The sequence below is a fragment of the Pseudomonas sp. St316 genome (assembly GCF_018325905.1).
In the GTDB taxonomy this organism is placed as follows: domain Bacteria; phylum Pseudomonadota; class Gammaproteobacteria; order Pseudomonadales; family Pseudomonadaceae; genus Aquipseudomonas.
On record NZ_AP021901.1, the window covers coordinates 3,225,630 to 3,251,612 of the forward strand.

Genomic DNA, 25,983 nt, shown 5'->3' on the forward strand with positions numbered 1-25,983 from the left:
AAAAACCACAGAGGGATGCTGGTCATGCGCGATTATTCGTCCGCCACGTCGCAGTTCGATTACCTGCACACTGTCAACGCCGCACTGCACGGCTCGCTCGAGGCACTCAATGCCTGTGTCGAGTGTTGCGACCGGCATGCGTTGCCGGGGCGCATCGCCTTGTTCTGGGAGGGCCGTGACGGCAGCGAAGCCACCTGGACTTATCGCGACCTGCAGGACAATGCCGCGCGCATGGCCAATTTCCTGCGCGCACAAGGCGTCGGCAAGGGCGACAAAGTGGCCGGCCTGCTGCCGCGCACCGCTGAACTGCTGATCGTGGTACTTGCCACCTGGCGTATCGGGGCGGTGTATCAACCACTGTTCACCGCGTTCGGGCCCAAGGCCATCGAACACCGCCTCGGCAGCTCGGGGGCGCGCGTGGTCGTCACCGATGCGGTCAACCGTCCCAAGCTCAACGAAGTTGCCGGTTGCCCCACCATTGTCACGGTTGGCGGCGAAAAGGGTCAGGGCATCGTGCGTGGCGACTACAGTTTCTGGGCCGAGGTGGCGAACCATTCCAACCAATGCGAACCGCTGATGCTCACCGGCGAAGACCCGTTCCTGCTGATGTTCACCTCCGGCACCACGGGGCCTGCCAAGGCGCTGTCGGTACCGCTCAAGGCCATCGTTGCGTTCCAGAGCTACATCCGTGACGCGGTAGACCTGCGCCCTGAAGACGCCTTCTGGAACGTCGCCGACCCGGGCTGGGCCTACGGCATCTATTTTGGTGTGACCGGGCCGCTGGCGATGGGGCATCCGATTACCTTCTACGATGGCCCGTTCACGCTGGAAAGCACCTGCCGGGTCATCAACAAATACGGCATCACCAACCTGACCGGCTCGCCCACGGCCTATCGCCTGTTGATTGCCGGTGGCGAGCAGTTCGCCCGGTCGATCAAGGGCAAGCTGCGCATCGTCAGCAGCGCCGGTGAGCCGTTGAACCCGGAGGTGATCCGTTGGTTCGCCGATAACCTGAACGTGGTGATCCACGATCATTACGGCCAGACCGAACTGGGCATGGTGCTGTGCAACCACCATGGGCTGGAACACCCGGTGCACCTGGGTGCGGCCGGTTTTGCTTCGCCGGGCCATCGGATCGTGGTGTTGGATGAAAACCAGCGCGAGCTGGGCGTAGGCCAGCCGGGCATTCTCGCGCTCGATCGCCGCCAGTCGCCGATGTGCTGGTTCGCCGGTTACGAGGGCGGGCCGACCAAGGCCTTCGTCGGTGACTACTACTTGAGTGGCGACACCGTGGAGCTTAACCCGGACGGCAGCATCAGCTTCGTGGGCCGCAGCGACGACGTGATTACCACCTCCGGCTACCGGGTCGGCCCGTTCGACGTGGAAAGCGCGCTGATCGAACACCCGGCCGTGGTGGAAGCGGCAGTCATCGGCAAGCCCGATCCGGAACGCACCGAGTTGGTGAAGGCTTTCGTGGTGCTCAACGCCCAATACCGCGCCGCGCCAGAATTGGCCGAGGAGTTGCGCCAGCACGTGCGCAAACGCCTGGCCGCCCATGCCTATCCTCGTGAAATCGAATTTGTCAGCGACTTGCCCAAGACCCCAAGCGGCAAGTTGCAGCGCTTTATCTTGCGCAATCAGGAAATCGCCAAGGCTCAAGAGGCCGCGGCGCATAACGCTTCAGCTTGAATCCAAGGAAACCATGATGCAGATCGACAACAAGATTTTCCTCGTCAGCGGCGGTGCTTCCGGCCTCGGCGCGGCCACCGGCGAGATGCTGGTCAAGGCCGGCGCCAAAGTGATGCTGGTGGACCTCAATGCCGAAGCCGTGGCTGCCCAGGCGCAGAAACTGGGCTGCCAGAGCGTGGTGGCGGATATCAGCAACGAGGCGGCGGCTGAAGCGGCGGTCAAGGCCACGGTGGATGCGTTCGGCGGCCTGAATGGCCTGGTGAACTGCGCCGGCATCGTGCGCGGCGAGAAGATCCTCGGCAAGAACGGTCCCCATGCCCTGGCAAGCTTCAGCCAGGTGATCAACGTCAACCTGATCGGCAGCTTCAACCTGCTGCGCCTGGCGGCTGCGGCCATTGCCGAAACCGAGGCCAACGCCGATGGCGAGCGCGGGGTGATCATCAATACGGCGTCGGTGGCGGCCTTTGATGGACAGATCGGCCAGGCGGCTTACGCCGCATCCAAAGGCGCCATCGCCAGCCTGACATTACCGGCCGCCCGTGAACTGGCACGCTTCGGCATCCGCGTGATGACCATTGCCCCAGGCATTTTCGAAACCCCGATGATGGCCGGCATGACCCAGGAAGTGCGCGATTCCCTGGCGGCCGGCGTGCCGTTTCCGCCGCGCCTGGGCAAACCCGCCGAGTATGCGGCGCTGGTCCGGCATATCATTGAAAACAGCATGCTCAACGGTGAGGTGATCCGTCTCGACGGTGCCTTGCGCATGGCAGCCAAATAATCAGGAGGATTCATGATGTCCAACGATCCTATTGTCATCGTCAGCGCCGTCCGTACGCCCATGGGCGGTTTCCAGGGCGAACTGAAAAGCCTCAGCGCCCCGCAGCTGGGTGCCGCTGCCATCAAGGCCGCCGTGGAGCGTGCCGGCATCGCACCCGACGCGGTTGAAGAAGTGCTGTTCGGTTGCGTGCTTGCCGCAGGCCTGGGCCAGGCACCGGCGCGTCAGGCCGCGCTGGGCGCCGGGCTCGACAAGTCGACCCGCTGCACCACGCTCAACAAGATGTGCGGTTCGGGCATGGAAGCGGCGATCCTGGCCCATGACATGCTCATCGCCGGCAGCGCCGAAGTGGTGGTGGCCGGCGGCATGGAGAGCATGTCCAACGCGCCGTACCTACTCGATCGGGCCCGCAGCGGTTACCGGATGGGCCATGGCCGGGTGCTTGACCACATGTTCCTCGACGGCCTGGAAGACGCCTACGACAAAGGTCGGCTGATGGGCACCTTCGCCGAAGATTGCGCCGAAGCCAATGGCTTGAGTCGCGAGGCTCAGGACGCCTTCGCCATCGCCTCAACCACCCGCGCCCAGCAGGCGATCAAGGACGGCAGTTTCGATGCCGAGATCGTGCCGTTGCAGGTCATGGTCGGCAAGGAGCAAGTGACCGTGCGCCACGACGAGCAGCCACCCAAGGCCCGGATCGACAAGATCGCCTCGCTCAAACCGGCGTTCCGTGAGGGCGGTACGGTGACGGCAGCCAATGCCAGTTCCATTTCCGATGGCGCTGCGGCACTGGTGCTGATGCGCCAGAGCCAGGCGGCCCAGCGGGGCCTTAAGCCCCTGGCGGTGATCCACGGTCACGCGGCGTTTGCCGATACTCCGAGCCTGTTTCCCACCGCACCGATCGGTGCCGTGAAGAAGCTGATGCAAAAGACCGGTTGGTCGCTGGATCAAGTCGACCTGTTCGAAGTCAACGAAGCCTTTGCCGTGGTGGGCCTGGTGACCATGAGCAAGTTGGAAATTGCCCATGACAAGGTCAACGTCCACGGTGGCGCCTGTGCGCTGGGCCACCCGATTGGCGCATCTGGCGCGCGGATTCTGGTAACCCTGTTGTCAGCCCTGCGTCAGAAAGGCTTGAAGCGCGGCGTTGCGGCGATTTGCATCGGCGGCGGCGAAGCCACGGCCATGGCCGTCGAATGCCTGTATTAAGGAATCACCATGCTCCCGACTGAAGAACAGACCCAAATCCGCGACATGGCCCGGCAGTTCGCCCAGGAACGCCTGAAACCGTTCGCCGCCGAATGGGACCGTGAGCACCGTTTTCCCCGGGAAGCTATCGCTGAAATGGCCGAACTGGGCTTTTTCGGCATGCTGGTGCCGGAGCAATGGGGCGGTTGTGACACCGGTTACCTGGCCTATGCCATGACCCTGGAGGAAATCGCCGCCGGCGACGGCGCGTGCTCGACCATCATGAGCGTGCACAACTCGGTGGGCTGCGTGCCGATCCTCAAGTTCGGCAACGATGAGCAGAAGGCGAAATTCCTCACGCCCCTGGCCAGTGGCGCGATGCTTGGTGCCTTCGCCCTGACCGAGCCCCAGGCCGGTTCGGACGCCAGCAGCCTCAAGACGCGGGCGCGGCTGGAGGGTGATCATTACGTGCTCAACGGTTGCAAGCAGTTCATCACCTCCGGGCAGAACGCCGGGGTGGTGATTGTGTTCGCGGTGACCGATCCGAGCGCCGGCAAGCGTGGCATCAGTGCGTTCATCGTGCCGACCGATTCGCCGGGCTACAGCGTGGCCCGGGTCGAAGACAAACTCGGCCAGCACGCTTCCGACACCTGCCAGATCCTCTTCGAGGAGGTGAAGGTGCCGCTGGCTAATCGCCTGGGTGAGGAGGGCGAGGGCTACAAGATCGCCCTGGCGAACCTGGAAGGCGGACGGGTGGGCATCGCAGCGCAGGCGGTGGGCATGGCTCGTGCGGCATTCGAGGCGGCCCGGGACTATGCGCGTGAGCGCTCCAGTTTCGGCAAGCCGATCATCGAGCACCAGGCCGTGGCGTTCCGCCTGGCCGAAATGGCGACCCAGATCGCCGTTGCCCGGCAAATGGTGCACTACGCCGCCGCCCTGCGAGACAGCGGCCAGCCGGCGTTGGTGGAGGCCTCCATGGCCAAGCTGTTCGCCTCGGAAATGGCTGAAAAAGTCTGCTCCATGGCGTTGCAAACCCTGGGCGGCTACGGTTACCTCAACGACTTCCCGCTGGAGCGCATTTACCGCGACGTGCGAGTCTGCCAGATCTACGAAGGCACCAGCGACATTCAGCGCATGGTCATTTCGCGCAATCTTTGAACAGGAGTCCTGCATGAGCTACGAAACGATTTTATTGGAGATCAAGGACCGCGTCGGCCTGATCACCCTCAACCGTCCCCAGGCATTGAACGCCCTGAATGCGCAGATCGTCAGCGAACTGAACCAGGCGTTGGACAGCCTGGAGGCTGATCCGAAGATTGGCTGCATCGTGCTGACCGGCTCGAAAAAAGCCTTTGCCGCCGGTGCTGACATCAAGGAAATGGCCGAGCTGACCTACCCGCAGATCTACCTGGACGACCTGTTCAGCGACAGCGACCGCGTGGCCAACCGCCGCAAGCCAATCGTCGCGGCGGTGAACGGTTTTGCCTTGGGCGGTGGCTGCGAGCTGGCGTTGATGTGTGACTTCATCCTGGCCGGCGACAACGCCAAGTTCGGCCAACCGGAGGTCAACCTCGGCGTGCTGCCGGGCATGGGCGGCACCCAGCGCCTGACCCGCGCGGTGGGCAAGGCCAAGGCCATGGAAATGTGCCTGACCGGGCGCTTCATCGATGCGGTGGAAGCCGAGCGCTGCGGCATCGTCGCGCGGATCGTACCGGCTGATGAACTGTTGGACGAGGCACTGAAGACTGCAGCGTTGATCGCCTCCAAGTCGCTGCCTATCAGCATGATGGTCAAGGAAAGCGTCAACCGCGCCTTTGAGGTCAGCCTGTCCGAAGGCGTGCGCTTCGAGCGCCGGGTATTCCACGCCGCGTTTGCCACGCACGATCAGAAGGAAGGCATGGCGGCATTCGTGGCCAAGCGTGCGCCGGAGTTCCAGGACAAGTAACGCGGCGTTTCCATTGACGCCATCGCGAGCAAGCTCGCTCCCACAGTGGATTTGGGGTGTACGCAATGTGGATGTACACCGCCGGCCCCTGTGGGAGCGAGCCTGCTCGCGAAGAGTCCGGTACATCCAGCATCTCAGTGATTGATCCAACGCTTTCGCGAGCAAGCTCGCTCCCACAGTGGATTTGGGGTGTGCGCAATGTGTATGTACACCAGCGGCCCCTGTGGGAGCGAGCCTGCTCGCGAAGAGGCCGGTACATCCGGCATCTCAGTGATTGATCCAACGCTTTCGCGAGCAGGCTTGCTCCCACAGTGGATTTGGGGTGTACGCAATGTGGATGTACACCACCGGCCCCTGTGGGAGCGAGCTTGCTCGCGAAGAGTCCGGTACATCCGGCATCTCAGTGATTGATCCAACGCCATCGCGAGCAGGCTTGCTCCCACAGTGGATTTGGGGTGTGCGCAATGTGTATGTACACCGCCGGCCCCTGTGGGAGCGAGCTTGCTCGCGATGCTTTTTCAGGCCTCACACCAGGTAGTTTTTCAACTCGCGGGCGATGACCATGCGTTGTATCTCGCTCGACCCTTCGTAGATCTGGGTAATCCGCGCATCGCGGTAGTAGCGCTCTACCGGATAATCCTCGAGATACCCGTACCCACCATGAATCTGTATGGCCGAGGAGCAGACTTTCTCGGCCATTTCCGAGGCAAACAGCTTGGCCTGGGAGGCCTCTGACAGGCACGGCTTGCCAGCGCTGCGCAGGCGGGCGGCGTGGAGGATAAGCAGGCGGGTGGCGTTGATGCGGGTGTGCATGTCGGCCAGCAGGTTGGCGATGCTCTGGTGCTCGATGATCGGTTTGTCGAACTGAACCCGATCGCGCGCGTAAGCCAGTGCCGCCTCAAAGGCAGCACGGGCGATACCCAAGGCTTGCGCAGCAATGCCGATGCGGCCGCCTTCCAGGTTGGACAGGGCGATGGCCAGGCCTTTACCGCGAGCCCCCAACAGATTGGCCTCGGCAATGGTGCAGTTGTTCAAGGTGACCGCGCAGGTGTCCGAGGCGCGGATGCCCATTTTGTGTTCGGTGCGGTCAACGATGAACCCCGGCGTATCGGTGGGCACCAGGAACGCCGAAATGCCTTTCTTGCCCAGCTCCGGGTCCGTCACGGCAAACACGATCGCCAGTTTTGCTCGCTTGCCATTGCTGACGAACTGCTTGGCACCGTTGATGACCCACTGGCCATCGCGTAATTCGGCCCGTGTGCGCAGGTTGTGGGCTTCGGAGCCGGCCTGCGGCTCGGTCAGGCAGAAGCAGCCAATGGCCTGGCCACTGGCGAGGTCGGCCAGCCACGTCTGCTTTTGTTCGTCGGTGCCGAAATTCAGTACCGGCCCGCAACCCACCGAATTGTGAATGCTCATCAGTGCGCCGGTAGCACCGTCGCCTGCGGAGATTTCCTCCACGGCCAGGGCATAGGCGACGTAATCGACGTAGGTACCGCCCCATTCTTCTGGCACCACCATCCCCAACAGGCCCAGCTCCCCCATCTTCGCCACCAGGCCATCGTCAATCCAGCCGGCCTTTTCCCACGCCTGGGCGTGGGGGGCGATTTCACCACGGGCGAAGTCCCGGGCCATGTCGCGGATCATCACTTGTTCTTCGGTCAGTTCGAGGTCATGCATGGCTCAGTTCCCGTGGTCGTCGAAGCCGTCGAAGAAACTCGCCACATGGTCGGCGTCCAACGCCTCCAGGGTCGGAGGGTTCCAACGCGGGTTCTTGTCTTTGTCGATCAGCAAGGCGCGCACGCCTTCGATCAGGTCACCGCGTTCGAACCATTGCCGGTCCAGATGCAGTTCCAGGGCAAAACATTCTTCCAGGCTCAAATGCCGACCGCGCCGCAGCATTTCCAGGGTCACGGCTGTGGCCAGGGGAGAGCGGCTGTCCAGCAGGTCGGCGGTCTTTATTGCCCATTCGTGGCTGTTGGCGACGGTGACCTGGCGCAACTGCTCGACCATGCTCGGCACGTCGGGCAGGCCAAAGAAATGGTCGATGGCGGGCCGCAAGTCGGCCAGGGGCGGGGCAGGCAGTTGTTGCACGCCGAGTTTGGCCAGCAGGCTTTGCAGATCCTTGAGTGGCGTATCACCCCACTCCAGGCGATCGAGGCGCGCGTCGAGCTGTTCAAGCTTGCGACTGTCCAGATACCAGTCGGCCAGCCCGCAATACAAGGCGTCGGCCGCGCGGATCTGCACGCCGCTGACGCCCAGGTAAATACCCAGTTCGCCAGGAATGCGCGGCAGGAAGTAACTGCCGCCCACGTCCGGAAAATACCCGATGCCGACTTCCGGCATGCCCAGGCGGCTGCGCTCGGTCACCACCCGCAGGTCGGCTCCTTGTGCCAACCCCATGCCGCCGCCCAGCACGAAGCCGTCCATCAGGGCGAGGACGGGTTTGCGGTAGTGATGAATCGTCAGGTCGAGGGCGTATTCCTCGACGAAGAAATCTTCGTGCAAGGTGTCGCCCTGCGTGTGGCTGTCGTACAACGAACGGATATCACCGCCGGCGCAAAACGCCTTCTCGCCCGCACCACGCAGCACCACGGCGCGGATCTGTGGGTCGAGAGCCCAGGTATCGAGTTGTTGCTGCAAGCTGCGCACCATGCCCAGGGTGAGGGCATTGAGGCCGGCGGGGCGGTTCAGGGTCAAATGGCCAATGTGATTGCGAACTTCGACCAGCACCTCATAGGCCGCGGTGTCGATGGTTGGCGCGGCGTGTGATGAAACCTGAGCTGTCATCGCTAACTCCCTGCTTTTGTTCTTCTTTATGAATTGTGTCGCGCGTACCCATTCAGGATCGTATCAGTGCAAATTTGCATTGCACAACCCGAATACGTGCAGGTCCTTCCTGCATATTTATAGCAGCCACAGGCTCAACCGCGACCAGAGAGAACCTCCGTGATGCTGCGGCGCTTGGCATTACGCTCGCTGGCGTGGATCAATTGCTCAAGGTCTTCCGGCGTGACGTCAAAGAATGCTTCCATTTGCGCCAAGGCCAGTTTCAGGTCTTCAGCCGTGATCGCCTGCCGATCGACGGGCGAGTGGTCAGCCGGTATGACAGCCACCGGTTCGCTGGCTCGCTTCGGATAGCGCACCCGCGTCAGATTGTTATAGGCCAGCGCAAAGGCCAGCAGCCCGGAACCGGCCAGCATGGCCGCACCGACGACCTGCCAGTCCAAGGCAATGATAGACGGGGCGGCCAGCACCAGCGTCGCCGCCAGGGCGCCTGCCGGCGGGTGCAGGCAGCGCAGCCAGCACATCAACACCAGCGCCATGCCCGCTGCCAGGCAGGCGCTACCCAATGTGCGGCCCAATACATGGGCCACCAGCAGCGCCACGAGCGACGCACACAGGTAGCCGCCAACAATCGACCAGGGCTGGGCGAGGGCACCCGATGACACCGCAAACAACAGCACCGCCGAGGCGCCGAGAGGACCGATCAGGTGTTGCGCCACCTCAAGGCCAAACACCTGGCCACATAGCCAGACGCTGAACATCGTCCCCAGCGCCATGCCGATGGCGGCGCGGCTCCATTCGGTGGGACGGGTATTGATAGCGGCGGGAAACCAGCGAGAGAACATTAAGCGCAAATCCAAAAAACGAACAAAAAAAGGGGCTTACGGGGGAGTCCCAGAAAGCCCTTTAAGTGTTCCAACAGTTGGGGGAGGAACGGTGCACAGTGTGCCGTTCACAGCCCTTGCTTACAAATTCATATAAATGCTGGTTGAGTGCATTAATTTTGAGGTAACGCCACAGCTCATGCGCTTCTCGAAACAGGGAACCACGTTTGCTGGGCAATGGGCAGGTTGCGCGACTGCCCGCGGCCCATCGGGAAATAGGTGAAACCCTTGTCGGCCATGCGCTCCGGATCGAACAGGTTACGACCGTCAAAAATCACCGGAGTCTTGAGCCGTTGCTGGATCAGGTCGAAGTCCGGCGCCTTGAAGGGCTGCCATTCGGTGCAGATGACCAGCGCGTCGGCCCCCGGCAACACCGATTCCGGTGTGCCCATCAGCATGAGTCGGGGCTCGTCGGGGTAGAGCAATTGCGTCTGCTGCATCGCCTCCGGGTCGAACGCGCGGACGCTGGCGCCCGCGGCCCAAAGCGATTCCAGCAAGGTACGGCTCGGTGCGTCGCGCATGTCGTCGGTGTTGGGCTTGAAGGCCAGGCCCCACAGGGCGAAGGTCTTGCCGCGCAGGTCGCCCTGGTAGAACGCATTGATTCGCTCGAACAGCTTGTGTTTCTGCCGCCCGTTGATGGCTTCGACTGCTTGCAGCAGGTCGCTGGAGCAATGAGCCTGCTCGGCCGTGTGGATCAAGGCACGCATGTCCTTGGGAAAGCACGAGCCGCCGTAGCCGCAACCCGGGTAAATGAAGTGATAGCCAATGCGCGAGTCAGCGCCGATGCCCAGGCGCACGGACTCGATGTCGGCCCCCAGGTGCTCGGCCAGTTCGGCGATCTGGTTGATAAAACTGATCTTGGTCGCCAGCATGCCGTTGGCGGCGTATTTGGTCAGCTCGGCGCTGCGCAGGTCCATGAACAGGACCCGGTCGTGGTTGCGGTTGAACGGGGCGTAAAGGTCGCGCATGATTTCGCGCACTTCATCGCGCTCGCAGCCGATCACGATGCGATCCGGACGACGGCAATCGGCGACCGCCGAGCCTTCCTTGAGAAATTCGGGGTTGGAGACAATATCGAACTGCAGCAGGCGACTGGCCTTGAGCAGGCATTTTTCGATGTGCGCCCGCAGAACGTCGCCGGTGCCCACCGGCACGGTGGACTTCTCCACCACAATGAGCGGTTGCTCGCGGTAGCGGGCGACGGCCTCGCCGACAGCCAGGACCTGGGTCAAATCTGCGCTGCCATCGTCCCGGGAAGGCGTGCCCACCGCGATAAACAGCACCTGGCCGTGCTGCACGGCGAGCTGTTCGTCGCAGGTGAAATGCAAACGGCCAGCCTCCAGGCCTTCACGCACCAGCGCGGCCAGGCCCGGCTCGTAAATGCTTACCTGGCCTTGGCGCAGGCTGTCGACCTTGCGCTCGTCTATGTCCATGCACACCACGTCATGGCCCACTTCGGCCAACACGGCGGCTTGTACCAAGCCCACATAGCCACTTCCGAATACACTGATTTTCATGGTGGATTCCTTGGATCATTCCGAGCGAGCGACATGCACAGTCAGCGTTCGCCGCGGTGCGCTCGGTCCAGAGTAAGTCGGGGATGTTGCAGTTCACTTACAGCCCGGCGCTATATTCGTTTTCAGTGGAAGAAAGTAGGCGGCCCATCCGCTTGCCAGCAGCACCAGGTTCGCGCCATCGCGCAGCAGCAGGCGCCCCATGGCCCGTCGCAGCTGCCTGGCGCTGACGCGGCCGCGGGCAATGTCCCCGCGAGCAAAACCATGCAGATGCCGCAGGACATCGAAGGTCATCAGCGCCGATGCGGCCAAAAAATAGAAAATCCGCTGCCAATAGGGGACACCCAGCGCCTGGAGCAGATCGGCGGTGACGTGCTGATGAGCCACTTCTTCGGCGCAGTGCCAGCGCCACAGGCGTGTTTGCGGCGAGGCGCGGGTAGAAAGCAATCCACCACGGCGCAAGGCAATCCGCGAGGTGACGGCCGTCACATGCTCGAACGCCGCGGCCAGGGATAGCTGGGCATGGAGTGACAGTTTGGCACGCAGGGCATCGAGGTCCTTTTCGATCTCGCGTTCGTATTTCTTGACTTCAAAACCCTGCTTTTCCAGTTGTTGGTTGTAGAGGCGATGGGCTCGCTGGTGGGCGCGTTCCTCGGCCACGAAGTTGCGTGACTGGTCAGCCAGTGTCGAGGTTGGCGGCAACTGCAAAGCGGATGACTCCACCACCGAAATCACAAATTGTTCGCCGGCAGGGAGCAGCACCGAAAAGGCATCGAACAGGTAGGTCCTGATCGGTGTGTCGTTCCAGAAGGGCTCGCAGTTGTTTTTCATGGCTTATTTCCAGAGTCGGGGACCGAGTCGCATCCATGTCGCAACGAACGTGGGCAGCTCTGTCGTTCCACCGGGCTTGTCTTGGGCGAGCACCCTCGATTGTGCGTACGCGTGGAACCAGCGGGTTACCGGCGCATGATGGTGGGTGCGATGCAGTGAACGATGCAGGATCAGCCAGGAGAGGGCCTTTGGCAGGCGCACGTCCGTGGTGATTTCACAGGGCGGGCGGCGCGGGCCTTGGGCCGCGATCCGTACACCATAGTGCTCGGCCTGCGTCAGCCAGAAATCCATCCAGGCAAACAGGCAATAAGGGAGTAGATAGACGCAGACGACCAGGCGAGGCACCTCATAGAGACCGAACGCCAGCGCCCCCGCCAAAACGACGATCAGGGCGTTGTTCCAGCGCCAGCGCCAGGCTGCGTTCGGCGGCAGGTAGCGGCGGGAGATCCTGTTGGTGGAGATCGCCACCCAGAGTTGCTCTGCGGCGCCCAGCAGGCTGATCCAGCGGGTCGGCCAGGTCTGTTCGTACATCAAGCCTTCGGGATCATCGGTCTGGCAGGTCTTGCGGTGGTGTTCGAGATGGAAGTAGCGGTAGCCCACGAAGTTGGCCGCAAAAATGCCCGCCGCGAACACGCCCACTGCGTCATTGAGGCGTGTGCCCACGAGGAACTGGCGATGCACGCCTTGATGCTTGATCTCCTGGACGCCGATCATCAGGATCGCCTGGAGCACGATCAGGGGGGCGACAGCCAGCCATACGAATGCCTCGTGCGTCGCCAGCCAGGCAATCGCGGCGGTATTCAGGACGCACAGCACCATGAACAGGTAGCTGGGAAGGTTGCTGTCCGATGAAGGCAAGGTTCCTTCACGCGCAGCGGCTACAGCCTGGGAGGTGTTCACAGGCACACGAAGACCAGTTTTTTCATGCGTTGCAACCAGGGCAACGGAACTCTCTTCCAGATGAACGAAAGGCCCGACAGCGGCACTTTGCCCTGGATCAGCACGCCGACATCCAGCGAAGGCTCATGGGGGAAGTAGTTGTCTTTGATGGCGACAATCTTGCGAAAGCCTTTTTTGAAGTAGTACCGCAACTGTGGGTCCAACGGCAGCCCCTGGCGTTTACTCAGGATGTAGTACGCCACCGTGAACCCCGGGTTTTTCGAGCGCCAATCCCTGAGGCCCGGGACAGGGGATCCCAGATAGATGACCGACCAACCTTGTTTCAGCGCGTAGGGCCAGAAGAACTCGAAAATCGCATTGGCCGCCTTCGGGTCGACGCTGCTCAGGCTGATGCCAAACAACGCATCCGTTCTGGCCGATTCGTCACCGTGCTGTTGGCTCACGCAGTCTGCCCAGGTCGGGCACTGGCGAATATGATCGTGCCGGGTCGGTTTCATGAACAGCGATGCCCGGGCGGTGCCGCTGCGTGTGCAAAACGCACCGACACTCAGGGCAGGGAATGCGGCGATTCGGGAGGCCAGCATGGCGGCATCGGCACGCTGATCGTCCGTCCATTTCTTTTGTTCGAGTTCAAGCAACGAGGGGATGTCTGCACACGACAGGAACCGAACACAGATTTCACGCTCACGGGACCTGTCGCTATTCTGCGCGTCATGCCTGTGTTCCCAATGATTCGGCGTTGTAGTCGGCGCGTCGGGCGCTCTGTTTTTCAGGAATGTTTGCATCAGGCAGACGGCTCACCGATCGTGGGACGGGATCAATCGGTGCCCACGGTATGTCACCGGTGTGAATATCTGATGACGAAATGAATGGGGCGGCTCAGTTCATATCGAGTCGGTACCCGGCCGGTAATTGTGCGACAAATTCGCTGACCACTTCGCGGGTCAGGCTGACGATATCTTCCACCCGTTCCATTCCCGCGCCGGTCCGCCAACTGGCCACGATGTCCATGACCGATGGCAGCGGCACACCGTCCACCAACGTCAATGTGCCGTGGGCCAGTTCGCCGACGACCAGCGCCGCGGGCATGGCGCCAATGCCAAAGCCGTCGCGAACCAGGCGGGTAATCGCCGAGGCCGAGTTCACGCAGTTGATGCGTGGCGAGACGATGTTGGCCGAATGCAGCAGGTTGAGAATGTCCTGGTGGGGGCGTGAGTTGCGCGAGAATGTCACGATGCGTTCCTGGGACAAGTCCTCCAGCGACGCATAGGTGCGGTCATAGGCAGAGCCGGTGCGCACCACCCAGTGCATCGGGTAACGGGTCAGCAGTGCATTGCGCACGCTGTCCAGGCGCAGGATGTCGGTCTGGAAAATGATGTCCTGGTAGCCTTTTTCCAGTTGCGAGCACAGGTTGCTCGCGGTGTCGGCCGACAATTCGATTTCCAGGGCCGGGTAACATTCCATCAGGCGTGTCACCAAGGGGCTGAGCCAGGTGTGGATCACCGTATCCATCGCACCGATGCGGATCCGGCCGCGCACCTGGCGCGGATCCTTGATCACGGCTTTCATGCTTTGCATGGTATCCATGATGCGCTCGGCGTACTCCAGCACGCGCTGGCCTTCGGAGGTCAGCGACACACCTTTGGAATCGCGCACGAACAGGCGCACGCCCATTTCGTCCTCCAGGGCGGCGATCCGACTGGAAATGGACGCCTGGGTGGTGAACAGCTTTTCCGCGGTGAGGCGAAAGCTCTTCAGGCGGGCGACCCAGACGAAGGTTTCGAGAAACTTGATGTTCACTTGGGCGGTTCCTTGGCGCTGTCATGGGAGCATGGAAACGGTGGCCTGGGGGAGTATCCCCACCTGTGGGAGCAAGGCTTGCCCGCGATAAGGCCAGCGCGGTCTCCCTGTGACCGAGGCGTCTGCATCGCGAGCAAGCTTTGCTCCCACGGATAAATCCCCTCGCCACAAGGATCAGTGCCTGACGCTGCTTTCTTCATTGATTGGATTCATCACGAATTGGATCACGTCCTGAAACGCGCTTGAGTCCGGCGCGTTATCAATAATCGCCTCAGGCCGGCACCATGGATAATCCAACTTCGATGCCCAGGCCATGATCATCGGCAAATCAGTCGCCGGCAGGGTCTTCATGTGTTCGATGGTGATGGTCAGTCGCTTGGCCAGTCTCGACGCCGGATCGAACTGCCAGTCATACAGGCCACAACCGACGCGTGCCTCGCCGCTGTTCTTGTCGGACATTGCCACCAGCCATTTGCACTGGAACGCCTCGGCGTTTGCCGGTGGCGGGGCGGCCAGGCAGAACGTATAGACGTTTTCGTAGGTCTGGCCAAAGCGACTGACCAACACCTCGCCAATGGCGGTACGGCCTTCAACGTGGTCGGGAAACGTGATGGAGCCGGTGCGCACCACCATGTGCAGGATAGCATTCGGCGTGAAAGCCTGGTCCAGCAGGTGAGGGCGGTTGCTGTCCTTGGCGCTGATGTACTGTTGAATCGATCGCTGAGCGGTGTTCATCGTGTGTCCCTTCAAGTTGAAAAACAGCCTCGTCCGAGGTTTACAAATCACTGTTGCACAAGTCCGTCACCAGCATGCAGCCCGGGGCGTGGGTGATGCATAGCGGTGGACGCGAGGCCTGGACCACCGATTGGGGTGTCACGCCGCAGGCCCAGAATACCGGAATCTCGTCCGCTTCCACCGGCACGGCATCGCCGTAATCCGGCGCGTCCAGGGATCGGATGCCGATCAGTGACGGATCGCCGATGTGCACCGGGGCGCCGTGAACGTTGGGCATGCGCCCGGTAATCTGGATCGCCTGGATCGCCGCGGCGGCTTTCATCGGCCGCATGGTCACCACCATTTTGCCAGACAGGCGAGCGGTGGGGCGTGTGTCGATGTTGGTCTGGAACATCGCGACATTGAGCCCCAACTCGATGTGCCGCAAACGGATGCCGGCCTCCAGCAGGGGTTGTTCGAACGAGAACGAGCAGCCGAGAGCGAAGGCCACCAGGTCGTCCTGCCACAGGTGTTCGATGTCCAGCGGCGCTTCACTCAACTCGCCGTGGCGGTAGACGCGGTACTGAGGCACCTCGTGGCGGATATCGATGGCGGCGCCCAGGTTGCGGAAGAACGGATCACCTGGCTCGGTCACATCAAGCACCGGGCAGGCCTGGCGATTGAGTGTGCAGTAGCGCAGGAATTCATTGGCCCAGTCGCCGGGCAGAATCACGATATTGGCTTGCACGCGGCCCTGGCCCAGGCCACTGGTATGGCCCTGGTATTGGCCGGCGGCGATGTTTTGGCGCAGGGCCAGGGGTGTGCATTGCTGCAGTTGTTCGAAGGACATCATGACGGGGCTCTCCAAGCGTTCGTTCGCTACTTTGAGAACACCGTGGCGATGACGTCCAACAAGGAATATTGCTACCCCGTGACAACTAAAAGTTATTCAAGAGCTGGTTGGCTGTTCAGCCCGGGAGCCGCCACAATGCGTTGCGGCCCGACATCAACGGCGTATTGGCTGACCACCTGGCGACTCATCTGGACGATGTTCTCGATCAGTTCCAGGCCGACACCCGCGCGCCACGAGGCGACGACGTCGAGCTGGGGCAGGGCGGTGCCGGGTTCGAGCTGGATCAATTCGCCGCTGGCCAGGGGCTTGGCCACCAGCGCGGCGGGCAGGGCGCCAATGCCGAATCCGTCGCGAATCAATCGGGTCATGGCCGACACCGAGTTGACGCAACTGACCCTCGGCGCCGTTACCCCATGGGCGTACAACAGGTTGAGCACATCCTGGTGCGGTCGCGAATGCTTGACGAAGGTGATGATGCGCTCGCCGGCCATCTCCAGCAGCGACGCATAGGGGCGAGCATAGATCGACTGGCTGGCGGCGATCCAGTGCATGGGGTAGTGACCCAACTCCAGGTTGCGCACGCTTTCGTGGCGGACCAGATCGGTCTGGAACACGATGTCCAGGTAGCCTTTTTGCAGTTGGTCACAGAGATTGCGCGCGGCATCGGCGGTGATTTCGATTTCCACGGCGGGGAAGGCTTGCATCAGCATCGACATCAACGGGCTGAGCCAGGTGTGGATCACCGTATCCATCACGCCGATGCGCACCAAACCTTGCTGCGGGCTGGTGGTGTCCAGTGACTGCTTCAACGCCCGCTGCACTTCGAGCATCTGTTCGGCGTAGTCGAGCACCTTGAGGCCTTCGGGTGTCAGCGAAACCCCGCGTGAATCGCGCACGAACAGGCGCAGGCCCAATTCCTCTTCCAACGAAGCGATCCGACTGGAGATCGCTGCCTGGGTGCTGAACATCTTCTCGGCGGTGAGGCTGAAGCTCTGTAGCCGGGCGACCCAGACAAAGGTTTCGAGGAATTTGAGGTTCATGAAGGCTCTCTGGGGGCGTGTGGTTCTTATGATTGCAATTGTTACTCCAGATCGGGCCTTCGGGTGCATCAAATTTTCTTATGTCCGATCTTGTATTTTTCCCGTTTGACGCCTTGCTGATTCGCCGCAAAGAATCCGCTCCACGACGCAGCCACTGCGTCCGCATCCCCAACGACAACGCCTTCACAAAAAAATAACGAGGCGTGTCCGTCATCTTCGCTTGCTGCCGCAGGAACCTTCCATGGAAAAGACCATGACTGACTGCGTAACCACCGGGACAGGGCGCACGGGCCCGTTCAGTTGGTACGGCCCCCTGTCGAAAAATGAAAAACGTACATTCTGGAGCTGCAAGATCGGCTATGCCCTGGACGGCATGGATACGCAGATGCTGAGTTTCGTCATCCCGACCCTGATCGCGACCTGGGGGATTTCCAAGGGGGATGCCGGCTTGATCGGTACCTGCACGCTGCTGGCCTCGGCGGCCGGCGGTTGGATCGCCGGGATCCTGTCCGACCGTATCGGCCGGGTACGGACCCTGCAATTGACGGTCCTGTGGTTCGCATTCTTCACCTTCCTGTGTGGGCTGGCGCAGAACTACGAGCAATTGCTGGTGGCCCGGACTTTGATGGGCTTTGGCTTCGGCGGTGAATGGACTGCGGGGGCGGTGTTGATCGGCGAGGTGATCCGCTCCAGGGACCGTGGCAAAGCGGTGGGCATGGTACAGGCCGGATGGGCGCTGGGCTGGGGGCTGACGGCGCTGTTGTATGCCGGACTGTTCAGTTTCCTGCCGCCGGAAGACGCCTGGCGGGCATTGTTCATGATCGGCCTGGTACCGGCGTTGTTCGTGCTGGTGGTCCGTCGACTGGTCAAGGAGTCGGACACCTTCGAACATGCGGTGCGCGAGCGCCAGGCCAAGCCGGAACTGGGCTCTCGCTGGGCCTTCTTCGAGATCTTTGCCCCACGGATGCTCAGCACGACGTTGCGTGCTTCGCTGTTGACCACCGGTGCGCTGGGCGGCTACTACGCCATCACCACGTGGTTGCCGACCTACCTGAAAACCGAGCGTGGCCTGAGCGTGCTTGGTACGGGCGGTTATCTTGCGATGGTCATCGTCGGTTCCTACGTCGGCTATGTGACCAGTGCGTTGCTGACCGATGCCATCGGCCGCAAGAAGAACTTCATCCTGTTCGCCATTGGGTCCATGGCAATCGTCCTGGCCTATACCCAACTGCCTATCGATAACACCTGGATGCTCTGGCTGGGCTTTCCACTGGGTTTCTTCGCCTCGGGCATCTTCGCTGGCATGGGCGCGTTCCTGACCGAATTGTTTCCCACCCGTATGCGCGGGTCGGGGCAGGGCTTCTGCTACAACGCCGGGCGTTCCATTGCGGCGCTGTTCCCATTGTTCATCGGCGCGTTGAGCAACACCTTGCCCATCGGCACCGGGATCGGCGTGTTCGCCGCTGGCGCCTATGGCGTGGTGATCCTGGCGGCATTGAGCCTGCCAGAAACTCGCGGCAGAGAGCTCGAGTCCTGACCACCCGTGACGTCCGCGCATAGCGCGGACGCCGCAACAACCCTTAAAACAACAACCATCGGACGCGATTACAACGCCCCCGAGAGGGTTCGCTCGCGTCCATAAAAGAAGGAGCATGACATGGGGCATTTCACATCCACCTGGTTTTATACCCCCGCCGGTACGTTGCTGGGCTTGAGCCTGATCGGCGTGCCGAACGCCCAGGCCGACTTCATTGCCGACAGCAAAGGCAGCCTGGAGGCCCGCAACTTCTACTTCAACCGCGACTTCCGCCAAGAGGGAGCACGGGACAAAGCCGAAGAATGGGCGCAGGGATTTCTGCTGCGGATGGAGTCGGGATACACCGCCGGGACCGTGGGTTTGGGCCTTGATGCCTTGGGCATGGCCGGTTTCAAACTGGACTCCGGGGGCGGTACGGCAGGCACCAACCTGTTGCCGGCGGATTTGTCTGGCGGCTCGCAAGACCGCTATGGCGAACTGGGCTTGACTGCCAAAGTCCGTGTGTCCAACAGCACCTTGAAGCTGGGAACCTTGCAGATCAAGGACCCTGCGGTGAGCTCCAACGACACGCGCCTGTTGCCAGGAACGTTCAAGGGCGGCTTGCTGAGCGTGCAGCAAATTGATCGTTTGAAGCTGACCGCAGGGCAACTCACGCAGATCAATTTTGTCGACTCCACTGACTATCAGGACATGACTGCCAACCGCATCGGCGGCAGCAGCGACAAGTTCCAGTTCGCCGGGGCGGATTATCAGTTCCTGCCGAACCTCACGGCGCAATACCGCTATAGCCTGTTGGAAGACATCTACCAACAGAACTACCTCGGTTTCGTCCACACCCTGGATCTGGGCGCAGGCCAGTCGTTCAAGAGTGACGTGCGCTATTCGCGCAGCACCGAAGACGGCAGTTTTCGCGAACTCGACAACCAGGCCTTCGGCGCCATGTTCACCTACAGCCTGGCGGGCCATGCGTTGGGCCTGGGCTACCAGCGCATGAGCGGCGACGATCCGTTCCCGTACATCGGACGCAGCGATCCCTACCTGGTCAACTTCGTGCAGATCGGCGACTTCGCCAACGTCGACGAGCGTTCCTGGCAAGCCCGTTATGACTACAACTTTGCGGCCATTGGCGTACCCGGGTTGACCTTCATGACTCGCTACATCACTGGCGACAACGTCCAGCGCAGCGCACCGGGCGAAGGTCAGGAATGGGAGCGCAATACGGATATCGCCTACGTGGTGCAAGACGGCACGTTGAAAGGGCTGGGCTTGAAATGGCGCAACGCAACGGTGCGTTCGAATTTTGGCAACGACCTGGATGAGAACCGGTTGATCGTCAGCTACACGATGGCGCTTTGGTAAGCCCCCGCAGAACGCTGTAGGAGCTGGCGAAGCCTGCGATCTTTTGATCTTTCGCTTGAGATTTAAGTGTTTTCTGAGAGATCGCAGCCTCGTTGCACTCGACAGCTCCTACGCAAGCTCCTGCAGTCGTGCGGGAGCAAGCTTGCTCGCCACGATATCTACCAAACTCGATGAGCGGCGTCGTTACGTGTATACAGGTGCGCTTCGAAAGGGATTTTCAAGACAAACAAGGGAGCTGTCGCTGTGATTTACCTGATACGCCATGCCACGCCGCTGATCGATTACAAACCCTGCAATGCGCATTCAGCCAAGCTGTTACTGGATGAATACAATCAGACCTCGTCTATCGATGAGAGTGAAATTGCCGCATTTTTAAGTCAGCCGGACTTGTCCAAAGTTCTTTTGGCAAGCGAAGCCAACATCATCTCCTCTCCCGTCAACAGAGCCTACGCGACGGCATGCCAGCTATTCGAAGCCACACGTATTCAACAGGATGCTCGACTACGTGAATACGACCTGCGGTTAAGCCGCATTCCCGTCTTGAAAATGGGTTTGAGGCATTGGTTCGCGTTGCACAGGATCCTGTGGTTGCTGGGGATTTCCCTGGGGGCTGCCAGCCGAAAAGCCGAACACCAGCGGGCGCTTGGTGTCGCCGATGAGCTTTACAACAGCTGCGGCGAACCGGGGAAGATCACGATCGTTGTCTCTCACGGCATGTTTCTCAGAACTGTCAGGAAAACCCTGCAAAAGCGCGGACTGCAGGCGCGCAGGGTTTATCGCTCCGGGTGTTTTACCGTCGAGTCGCTAACGCCATGATGGGGATTTGCTCGGCCACCAGCAGTAAAGACTGCGGCACCGGGCTTTGTGGATGCTGAGGTTCCTGCAGGACCACCAATCGGAAACCGGCCATGTCCAGGGCATTGAGCCAACTGGACAAGGTGCGAAAGTACCACGGCATACGTTGCCATTGGCCCTTGAAGCCATCGAAGGTTTCTTCTCGCCAACCGTCCTGATAATCGCCCGCCGCCACGGTCCATGGATGCAGCGTCTGAACCACCAGCGCGCCGCCGGGGCTGAGCAGGGCATTCATCGCCGCGAGCAATGGGATGATGTCCTGGTGCAACAGGGCGAAATTGGCGCAGATCAGGTCATAGTCACTGCCGATGTCCACCTTCGCCTCCACCAGCGCGTCATAGCTCGCCAGATGCACCGGCGAGGAACCTGCCGCGCGCGCCGCATCGACCAGCGTCGCGTCGCCATCCACACCGACCACATCGATGCCCCGTTCAGCCAGGGCCCGCAACAGCCAGCCTTCGCCGCAACCCAGATCGAGCACGCGCTCGGGCTGACGGCTCTGCACCGCCAGTAGCATGGCCTGGTCCGTGACCGTCAGCCGGCTTTCGATGGCACCCGTGCGGATGGCTTCGATCCAGGATCGAGCATTGTGGTGCCAGCTTTGAAGGAGGGTGGTTTCCGGGGACGACATTGATCCAGCTCCGCAATGGATTGGCTAAGCATAGGCCAATCGCTGGCGCAGGAAAGCCAGTGGTCAAAGCGGGCGGTCAAGAAACAACAGGCGTGCCGCCAGCGCTGCCATGACCCCGGCAAAACCATACGTGCCCAGACGCCTTGAAAGCCCACCGTTTGCCAGTTTCGCCCTGAGTTGAGCGGCGCAAACACCCAGCAGCGTATGGAAGACGAGTGCAATCAGGGCCAGCAGCGCGCCCAGGAAGATCAACTGCACGCTGACGCCTCCCGCCTTGACGTTGACGAACTGGGGCAGGAACACCATGAAGAACAGCAGTGCCTTGGGGTTCAAGAGGCTGTTGAGGGCGCCTCGGCAGAAGATCTTCCACAGTGAAGCTGCCTGGAGCTGACTGTCCTGAGTCGCTGCTGGCGTTCTCAGTGCTTGCCAGGCAAGCCACAGCAGATAGCCGGCCCCGGCCAGGCGCAGGATGTCGAACGCCGGCGCCCAGCTCATCACCAGCGCACCAATGCCGGCGCTTACCATCATCGTCATCAGCACGTCCGAAAAGGAAATGCCAAGGGCGGCCGCAACGCCGGCACGCCAGCCGTGGGCCAGCGCATGGCTGGTGACGAAGGCCATGTTGGGTCCCGGAACGATCAGTAAAAGCACGACAGCAACCACGAACAGGTAGAGATTGGCGGTATCCGGCATGGGGATCACTCCGAGGGATGAGCCACGACAGTAAGCGAATCACGAGGAGGGCGTCAGTTACAGTCCGGGCCAATCTGATAGCAACAGTCGTTTCTCGCGCTGCGTCATGGTAATCGCTAAACTGCTGGCCCGAATTTCAGCAAGGAAGTGGTTGGATGCGTTCGCTCATCAGCAGTGTGCTTCTTTCCATGACGCTGGTAGCCCCGGCCATGGCCGAGCCCAGGGCGTTTTCGGTGAATGATCGCAGCGGCCAATACCTGGTCGAAGTGTTGTTCCCGGAGCCGCCGCAAGACCCGCATCAACTGGCGCACGCGTTCATCACCCTTCGCGACAACACCACCCACGAAGCCCTGCAGCAATTGCAGACGCCCGCCGGCAATGTGCCCGTGGACCGCAACGGCAAGGTCGATAACTGGCTACTCGGCCCCCAGAGCCTGTTGTATTTCGACGACTTCAACTTCGATGGCCGCCTGGACTTGGCGATTCGTAACGGCAACAATCCCGACGCGAGCTACAAACCGGCGTTCGACGTCTACCTGCAAGCCCCGAAGAAAACCCAATGGATCCTCAACCCTGCGCTGACCGGCCTGGCAAAGGAGGACAGCAAAGGCATGTTCTCCGTCAGCCCGCTGGACGGCATCCTGCTTTCGCAAACTGACCGCGACTGCTGCTGGACTCGCGCCACCCACTGGAAAATGCACGGCGACGAGTTGGTCTTGCTTTACTCAGAAACCGAGGAGCAAATCCAGCCGACCGAGCCAGGCGAAAATACCAGCATGCCCAGCGGCTACACGCTGCGCACCACCGGCGCATTGAAAGATGGCCAGTGGCGCGAACAATCAAGCCTGGAAGGTCCGGAAAAGGAGGATCCAGTGATTCTTGCCGGAACCCTCGACGCCAAGGCCCCGGTAGAACTCTGGTACCAGGCCCAAGGTGCCGTGATCATTGGCGAGGTGCGCCACACCCAGGCTGGCACTGGCGAACCGATCAAACTGCTGGGGATTCGGGAAGACGCCGACGACGACCTCATCAGCCTCCACGAATACGCCGATGACGGTCGTCAAACCGGTACCTGGCTGATCTCCCGGGAAACAGTCGAACCTTATCCTTTCACCGGCACCTGGGTCAGCGGCGCCAAGGGCGACGACCGCCAATTGAAAGTCCTGCTGCATGATGAAGAACGGGAATTGGACGGCGACAAAATCGACGACGTCGACGCTGACCTGCGCAGCGGCCATTACCAGATGCGCCAGGATGCCCTGGGGCGCGACGCGGATCTGGATTTGAAGATCCTGCCGGACCGCGACGCCAACGGAAAAGAAGTCGCCGAATTCAGCGTGACCTTGAAGGGCAGCATGACCGAGCATCACACCGTACCGATGGAAAGCGAAAACCTGATCATCGTACGCGAGCCGCAAGCGTCCGAGAAAAACGGTCCTTATCACATTCAACTGGTGAAAGGCTTTGCGGTCATTGGGTACAACGCTGGGCCGGATTCGCCGGACAGGCTGGCTGGGGTGTATTTGAAGCAGCGTTGAGCACGGCATCAGGGTGGAGGAAGGTGGGGCTCAGTCCTGGCGTGCCCCATACCCTGATCGAATCCCAGTTCGATGGCCGATATGGCGACCCAGCAAGCCGCCGACATGATGGATGGCTAGGCAAGGAAAGAGTCTGCAGTCAAAGCCTCTCAGGTCACGTCAGGTCATAGCTGTGTGAATCCACGCTGCCTATCAGCGTCAGTTCCACGTGTTCAGGCGCGTAAAGCTCGACTTGGCCCTTGGCAGCATCGAAGCCGGAGCGGGCGGTATCGCTTGCCGCGCTGAATATCAGGTTGCTGTCGTTGAGCTGTGCGGCAAGGTTGCCGTCGAGCACCAGCTCGAAGCGTTGGCCGTCGGCATTGGCCTCGAAATTCTTCAGGTACGTACGGGTATCGTCTGCGTTAGTTCCGATCGCCAGGGTGCCATCGTATCCGTTCCCGATACCCGTAAAGCCCAGGGCACTGAGGTCGATGTGATCCTCACTGGGGTTGAAGTCGAGTATGCGGTCACTGCCGCTGCTGTCAGCGGTGCGAAAACTGTCGGCGACGTTGGCGTAGTTGAATACATCGCTTCCCGCGCCACCGGATAGCAGGTCACGACCGAGATTGCCCTGTAGCACGTCGTCCCCTGAAAGACCGCGCAGGATTTCGTCAGTACCCAAGCCTTGCAATTCATCATGGCCAGAGGAGCCGGTAAGTCTTGTGTTGCCATCGGCGCTACCAAACGTGGTGTCCAGGCTGCCATCGGCATTGAGCCGAACTGCAGCATAGTCGCTGCCTCCGTTGGCAAAAGTGCTTCCGCCGAGCAAAATTTTTCCATCGCTCTGCAGGGTGATTTCGTTGGCCGCCGCCGACACACCGGGCAAGTCGATGCTGACCAATCCTTGATTACCGAAACTGATGTCGGGGCTGCCATCGGCGTTGAGCCGCAGCGCGGAAAAGTCATCGAAAGCGACGGTGCTGGCGACTATTATTTTGCCATCGTCTTGTACAACCACATGGCCGTTGTAGCTGGCAAAGCTGGTGAGCGCGACGACGCCATTATCGCCAAAGTGGCTGTCCAACTCCCCGTTGGCATTGTATTTGAGCAGGCTGTTGTCAAAGTCGGTGGCGCCTTGGACCAGCACGCTGCCATCCTTCAGGACGGTGATGCCCTGCATGAACGCAAACGTCCCCTGGGCTTGCAAAGTCAACACACCATCCGTGCCAAAGGACAGGTCCCGCGTGCCGTCGGCAAGCAGTTGCGCCACTTTCAACGTATTGCCCTCGATTGCACCGACCAGCAAGCTGCCGTCGGCGTTGACGTCCACTAGCGGCGCGGAGCCGAACCCGCTGGACAGGCTGGCTTGGGCATTGCTGTTGAACGCGGTATCGGCTTTACCGTCTGGCCCCCATCGTTGGACGATCGGGGTGTCATCATGGCCTTCGTGAGCCGTCACCACGGCGCCATCGCCCTGGACTTGAAGGCTGTATGCCTTGTCGAGGGGGATTTGCTTGTGAATCACCAGCCGACCTGCGTTGCCGTAGGTCGTATCCAAACGACCATCGGCGTAGAGGTGGGTCAGGGAAAAATCCTTGCCGTCATCCAGGTCATCGCTGTGGTAACTGAAGCCGGCGATCAGCACTGAACCGTCGGGCTGTAAGGTCATGTCCTGGACATTATCGGTGTGCCCGGCGATATCGACGATCATGATCCCCGGGGCGCTGTAAGTGCTGGCCATGTCTCCATCCTTCAAAAATATCCTGAAGGAATTACTCTAGCCTGGAACCACTGGTGCGCCAGACCAATGGATAAACGGCGCATCTGGCAACCGACTAACGGTCACCAGTAATCCGCCGCCGGCCTGACGGTCCTGAATCAATTGCTATCCAAAAACAACAGAACACCTGAGGATTTGTGTCAGGGGTAGACCTGTTTCTTGGTGTCCCGGTCAAGCACATAGGAAGTCACGCTGATCTGCATTTGCTCGCTCCCAGAGACGCCTATCATCGCTGTCGACGATGACCAGGTGGCCAGGTAATGCTTGCCGGCTTCCAACCTGAGGTCCGGGGCACCAAAGCCGCACTTGCCTCCACCTGTACCCAGCTTATTCATCGAGACCCAGCACCATTCCAAAGAGTGCGAGCCTGGCGTCAGCCGAATGGCTTGGTAACCGAAGTAATCCAGAATGGAATACTTTCCTGCATAAGGTAGGGGCTGGCCATCAACTCGGACTGCGAGGAGCAGGCGGTGGAACGGTATACCGAGATCCCGATATTGCATCGTCTCGAAGTAGATAACCGGGGCATCGGCCACGCCATCGGACAAGTCCAAGACCCGGAGGGCAGGATCATCTAAATTTCCGACAAAAGATTTGTACTGATAGTTGGAGCAAGCAGATAACAGCAATAGGGCCGCAGCCGCGCCCAATAGGCGAAACGTCATCGATTCCTTCCTGGAGGTGACATCAGAGGGCG

General features: G+C 60.9%; 24 protein-coding genes. 9 read left to right on the forward strand and 15 right to left on the reverse strand.

Annotated features, from left to right (window positions below; all coding sequences use genetic code 11):
* Positions 1–24: 24 nt before the first annotated feature.
* From KI237_RS14520 to KI237_RS14540, 5 genes are read left to right on the forward strand one after another with little or no spacing between them, the layout of a single operon-like run.
* Positions 25–1,689, forward strand: a complete 1,665-nt coding sequence (locus tag KI237_RS14520) for an AMP-binding protein (protein WP_212800403.1) — start codon at positions 25–27, stop codon at positions 1,687–1,689.
* Between the two features lie 16 nt (positions 1,690–1,705).
* A complete protein-coding gene (locus KI237_RS14525) occupies positions 1,706–2,467 on the forward strand; it encodes an SDR family NAD(P)-dependent oxidoreductase (RefSeq protein ID WP_212800404.1) in 762 nt (253 codons plus the stop codon).
* Positions 2,468–2,479: 12 nt separating this feature from the next.
* The gene (locus KI237_RS14530) at positions 2,480–3,670 is read left to right on the forward strand and encodes an acetyl-CoA C-acyltransferase (protein ID WP_212800405.1); all 1,191 of its coding nucleotides are present in this window, start codon (positions 2,480–2,482) and stop codon (positions 3,668–3,670) included.
* A 9-nt stretch (positions 3,671–3,679) separates the two neighbouring features.
* Positions 3,680–4,807, forward strand: coding sequence for an acyl-CoA dehydrogenase (locus tag KI237_RS14535; protein WP_212800406.1), 1,128 nt, complete (start codon positions 3,680–3,682; stop codon positions 4,805–4,807).
* Positions 4,808–4,820: 13 nt separating this feature from the next.
* Positions 4,821–5,594, forward strand: coding sequence for an enoyl-CoA hydratase (locus KI237_RS14540; RefSeq protein ID WP_212800407.1), 774 nt, complete (start codon positions 4,821–4,823; stop codon positions 5,592–5,594).
* A 525-nt stretch (positions 5,595–6,119) separates the two neighbouring features.
* Here the strand turns inward: KI237_RS14540 and KI237_RS14545 are convergent.
* The 11 genes from KI237_RS14545 to KI237_RS14595 all read right to left on the reverse strand — a co-directional run bounded on the left by KI237_RS14545 (position 6,120) and on the right by KI237_RS14595 (position 16,914).
* Positions 6,120–7,271 (reverse strand): acyl-CoA dehydrogenase family protein, encoded by a 1,152-nt coding sequence (locus tag KI237_RS14545; RefSeq protein ID WP_212800408.1) that lies wholly within the window; start codon positions 7,269–7,271, stop codon positions 6,120–6,122.
* A gap of 3 nt (positions 7,272–7,274) precedes the next feature.
* Positions 7,275–8,381, reverse strand: coding sequence for an enoyl-CoA hydratase/isomerase family protein (locus KI237_RS14550; RefSeq protein WP_212800409.1), 1,107 nt, complete (start codon positions 8,379–8,381; stop codon positions 7,275–7,277).
* A gap of 134 nt (positions 8,382–8,515) precedes the next feature.
* Positions 8,516–9,223 (reverse strand): HPP family protein, encoded by a 708-nt coding sequence (locus tag KI237_RS14555; protein WP_212800410.1) that lies wholly within the window; start codon positions 9,221–9,223, stop codon positions 8,516–8,518.
* A 176-nt stretch (positions 9,224–9,399) separates the two neighbouring features.
* A complete protein-coding gene (locus KI237_RS14560) occupies positions 9,400–10,779 on the reverse strand; it encodes a UDP-glucose dehydrogenase family protein (RefSeq protein ID WP_212800411.1) in 1,380 nt (459 codons plus the stop codon).
* Between the two features lie 93 nt (positions 10,780–10,872).
* Complete coding sequence (locus KI237_RS14565) at positions 10,873–11,607, reverse strand: metal-dependent hydrolase (RefSeq protein ID WP_212800412.1); 735 nt, start codon at positions 11,605–11,607, stop codon at positions 10,873–10,875.
* A gap of 3 nt (positions 11,608–11,610) precedes the next feature.
* The gene (locus KI237_RS14570; protein WP_212800413.1) at positions 11,611–12,507 is read right to left on the reverse strand and encodes a fatty acid desaturase family protein; all 897 of its coding nucleotides are present in this window, start codon (positions 12,505–12,507) and stop codon (positions 11,611–11,613) included.
* The gene (locus KI237_RS14575; protein ID WP_249410733.1) at positions 12,504–13,145 is read right to left on the reverse strand and encodes a hypothetical protein; all 642 of its coding nucleotides are present in this window, start codon (positions 13,143–13,145) and stop codon (positions 12,504–12,506) included. Before KI237_RS14575 ends, KI237_RS14570 begins: the two co-directional genes overlap by 4 nt.
* A 241-nt stretch (positions 13,146–13,386) precedes the next feature.
* Positions 13,387–14,307 (reverse strand): LysR family transcriptional regulator, encoded by a 921-nt coding sequence (locus tag KI237_RS14580; RefSeq protein WP_212800415.1) that lies wholly within the window; start codon positions 14,305–14,307, stop codon positions 13,387–13,389.
* A gap of 174 nt (positions 14,308–14,481) precedes the next feature.
* Entirely contained in the window at positions 14,482–15,042 is a 561-nt protein-coding gene (locus KI237_RS14585; RefSeq protein WP_212800416.1) for a hypothetical protein, read from the reverse strand.
* Between the two features lie 40 nt (positions 15,043–15,082).
* The gene (locus KI237_RS14590) at positions 15,083–15,874 is read right to left on the reverse strand and encodes a putative hydro-lyase (protein WP_212800417.1); all 792 of its coding nucleotides are present in this window, start codon (positions 15,872–15,874) and stop codon (positions 15,083–15,085) included.
* 92 nt (positions 15,875–15,966) lie between these two features.
* Positions 15,967–16,914, reverse strand: coding sequence for a LysR family transcriptional regulator (locus KI237_RS14595; RefSeq protein ID WP_212800418.1), 948 nt, complete (start codon positions 16,912–16,914; stop codon positions 15,967–15,969).
* 253 nt (positions 16,915–17,167) lie between these two features.
* Between KI237_RS14595 and KI237_RS14600 the strand changes: the two genes are divergently transcribed.
* From KI237_RS14600 to KI237_RS14610, 3 genes are all read left to right on the forward strand, one after another.
* Entirely contained in the window at positions 17,168–18,451 is a 1,284-nt protein-coding gene (locus KI237_RS14600; RefSeq protein WP_212800419.1) for an MFS transporter, read from the forward strand.
* A 120-nt stretch (positions 18,452–18,571) separates the two neighbouring features.
* Positions 18,572–19,810 (forward strand): OprD family porin, encoded by a 1,239-nt coding sequence (locus KI237_RS14605; protein WP_249410734.1) that lies wholly within the window; start codon positions 18,572–18,574, stop codon positions 19,808–19,810.
* 243 nt (positions 19,811–20,053) lie between these two features.
* The gene (locus KI237_RS14610) at positions 20,054–20,626 is read left to right on the forward strand and encodes a histidine phosphatase family protein (RefSeq protein ID WP_212800420.1); all 573 of its coding nucleotides are present in this window, start codon (positions 20,054–20,056) and stop codon (positions 20,624–20,626) included.
* On the opposite strand, the gene KI237_RS14615 is transcribed toward KI237_RS14610, so the two are convergent.
* Positions 20,601–21,296 (reverse strand): class I SAM-dependent methyltransferase, encoded by a 696-nt coding sequence (locus tag KI237_RS14615; RefSeq protein ID WP_212800421.1) that lies wholly within the window; start codon positions 21,294–21,296, stop codon positions 20,601–20,603. The two genes, KI237_RS14610 and KI237_RS14615, sit on opposite strands and share 26 nt — an antisense overlap.
* A 63-nt stretch (positions 21,297–21,359) precedes the next feature.
* On the reverse strand, positions 21,360–21,989 hold the full coding sequence (locus KI237_RS14620) for a LysE family translocator (protein ID WP_212800422.1): 630 nt from the start codon (positions 21,987–21,989) through the stop codon (positions 21,360–21,362).
* A gap of 155 nt (positions 21,990–22,144) precedes the next feature.
* Here KI237_RS14620 and KI237_RS14625 point away from each other — a divergent pair, with 155 nt between their 5' ends.
* Positions 22,145–23,527, forward strand: a complete 1,383-nt coding sequence (locus tag KI237_RS14625; RefSeq protein ID WP_212800423.1) for an XAC2610-related protein — start codon at positions 22,145–22,147, stop codon at positions 23,525–23,527.
* A 154-nt stretch (positions 23,528–23,681) separates the two neighbouring features.
* On the opposite strand, the gene KI237_RS14630 is transcribed toward KI237_RS14625, so the two are convergent.
* Positions 23,682–25,247, reverse strand: a complete 1,566-nt coding sequence (locus KI237_RS14630; RefSeq protein ID WP_212800424.1) for a M10 family metallopeptidase C-terminal domain-containing protein — start codon at positions 25,245–25,247, stop codon at positions 23,682–23,684.
* A 179-nt stretch (positions 25,248–25,426) separates the two neighbouring features.
* Entirely contained in the window at positions 25,427–25,951 is a 525-nt protein-coding gene (locus KI237_RS14635; RefSeq protein ID WP_212800425.1) for a hypothetical protein, read from the reverse strand.
* Between the last annotated feature and the right edge of the window lie 32 nt (positions 25,952–25,983).

Bases quoted from the DNA above. Each gene is read 5' to 3' on its own strand.
- KI237_RS14525 (WP_212800404.1), top strand. From the start codon at position 1,706: ATGCAGATCGACAACAAGATTTTCCTCGTCAGCGGCGGTGCTTCCGGC.
- KI237_RS14535 (WP_212800406.1), top strand. From the start codon at position 3,680: ATGCTCCCGACTGAAGAACAGACCCAAATCCGCGACATGGCCCGGCAG.
- KI237_RS14545 (WP_212800408.1), bottom strand. From the start codon at position 7,271: ATGCATGACCTCGAACTGACCGAAGAACAAGTGATGATCCGCGACATG.
- KI237_RS14590 (WP_212800417.1), bottom strand. From the start codon at position 15,874: ATGATGTCCTTCGAACAACTGCAGCAATGCACACCCCTGGCCCTGCGC.
- KI237_RS14615 (WP_212800421.1), bottom strand. From the start codon at position 21,296: ATGTCGTCCCCGGAAACCACCCTCCTTCAAAGCTGGCACCACAATGCT.
- KI237_RS14630 (WP_212800424.1), bottom strand. From the start codon at position 25,247: ATGGCCAGCACTTACAGCGCCCCGGGGATCATGATCGTCGATATCGCC.
- KI237_RS14595 (WP_212800418.1), bottom strand. From the start codon at position 16,914: ATGAACCTCAAATTCCTCGAAACCTTTGTCTGGGTCGCCCGGCTACAG.
- KI237_RS14550 (WP_212800409.1), bottom strand. From the start codon at position 8,381: ATGACAGCTCAGGTTTCATCACACGCCGCGCCAACCATCGACACCGCG.
- KI237_RS14620 (WP_212800422.1), bottom strand. From the start codon at position 21,989: ATGCCGGATACCGCCAATCTCTACCTGTTCGTGGTTGCTGTCGTGCTT.
- KI237_RS14560 (WP_212800411.1), bottom strand. From the start codon at position 10,779: ATGAAAATCAGTGTATTCGGAAGTGGCTATGTGGGCTTGGTACAAGCC.
- KI237_RS14585 (WP_212800416.1), bottom strand. From the start codon at position 15,042: ATGAACACCGCTCAGCGATCGATTCAACAGTACATCAGCGCCAAGGAC.
- KI237_RS14555 (WP_212800410.1), bottom strand. From the start codon at position 9,223: ATGTTCTCTCGCTGGTTTCCCGCCGCTATCAATACCCGTCCCACCGAA.
- KI237_RS14530 (WP_212800405.1), top strand. From the start codon at position 2,480: ATGATGTCCAACGATCCTATTGTCATCGTCAGCGCCGTCCGTACGCCC.
- KI237_RS14565 (WP_212800412.1), bottom strand. From the start codon at position 11,607: ATGAAAAACAACTGCGAGCCCTTCTGGAACGACACACCGATCAGGACC.
- KI237_RS14635 (WP_212800425.1), bottom strand. From the start codon at position 25,951: ATGACGTTTCGCCTATTGGGCGCGGCTGCGGCCCTATTGCTGTTATCT.
- KI237_RS14625 (WP_212800423.1), top strand. From the start codon at position 22,145: ATGCGTTCGCTCATCAGCAGTGTGCTTCTTTCCATGACGCTGGTAGCC.
- KI237_RS14600 (WP_212800419.1), top strand. From the start codon at position 17,168: ATGACTGACTGCGTAACCACCGGGACAGGGCGCACGGGCCCGTTCAGT.
- KI237_RS14605 (WP_249410734.1), top strand. From the start codon at position 18,572: ATGGGGCATTTCACATCCACCTGGTTTTATACCCCCGCCGGTACGTTG.
- KI237_RS14520 (WP_212800403.1), top strand. From the start codon at position 25: ATGCGCGATTATTCGTCCGCCACGTCGCAGTTCGATTACCTGCACACT.
- KI237_RS14540 (WP_212800407.1), top strand. From the start codon at position 4,821: ATGAGCTACGAAACGATTTTATTGGAGATCAAGGACCGCGTCGGCCTG.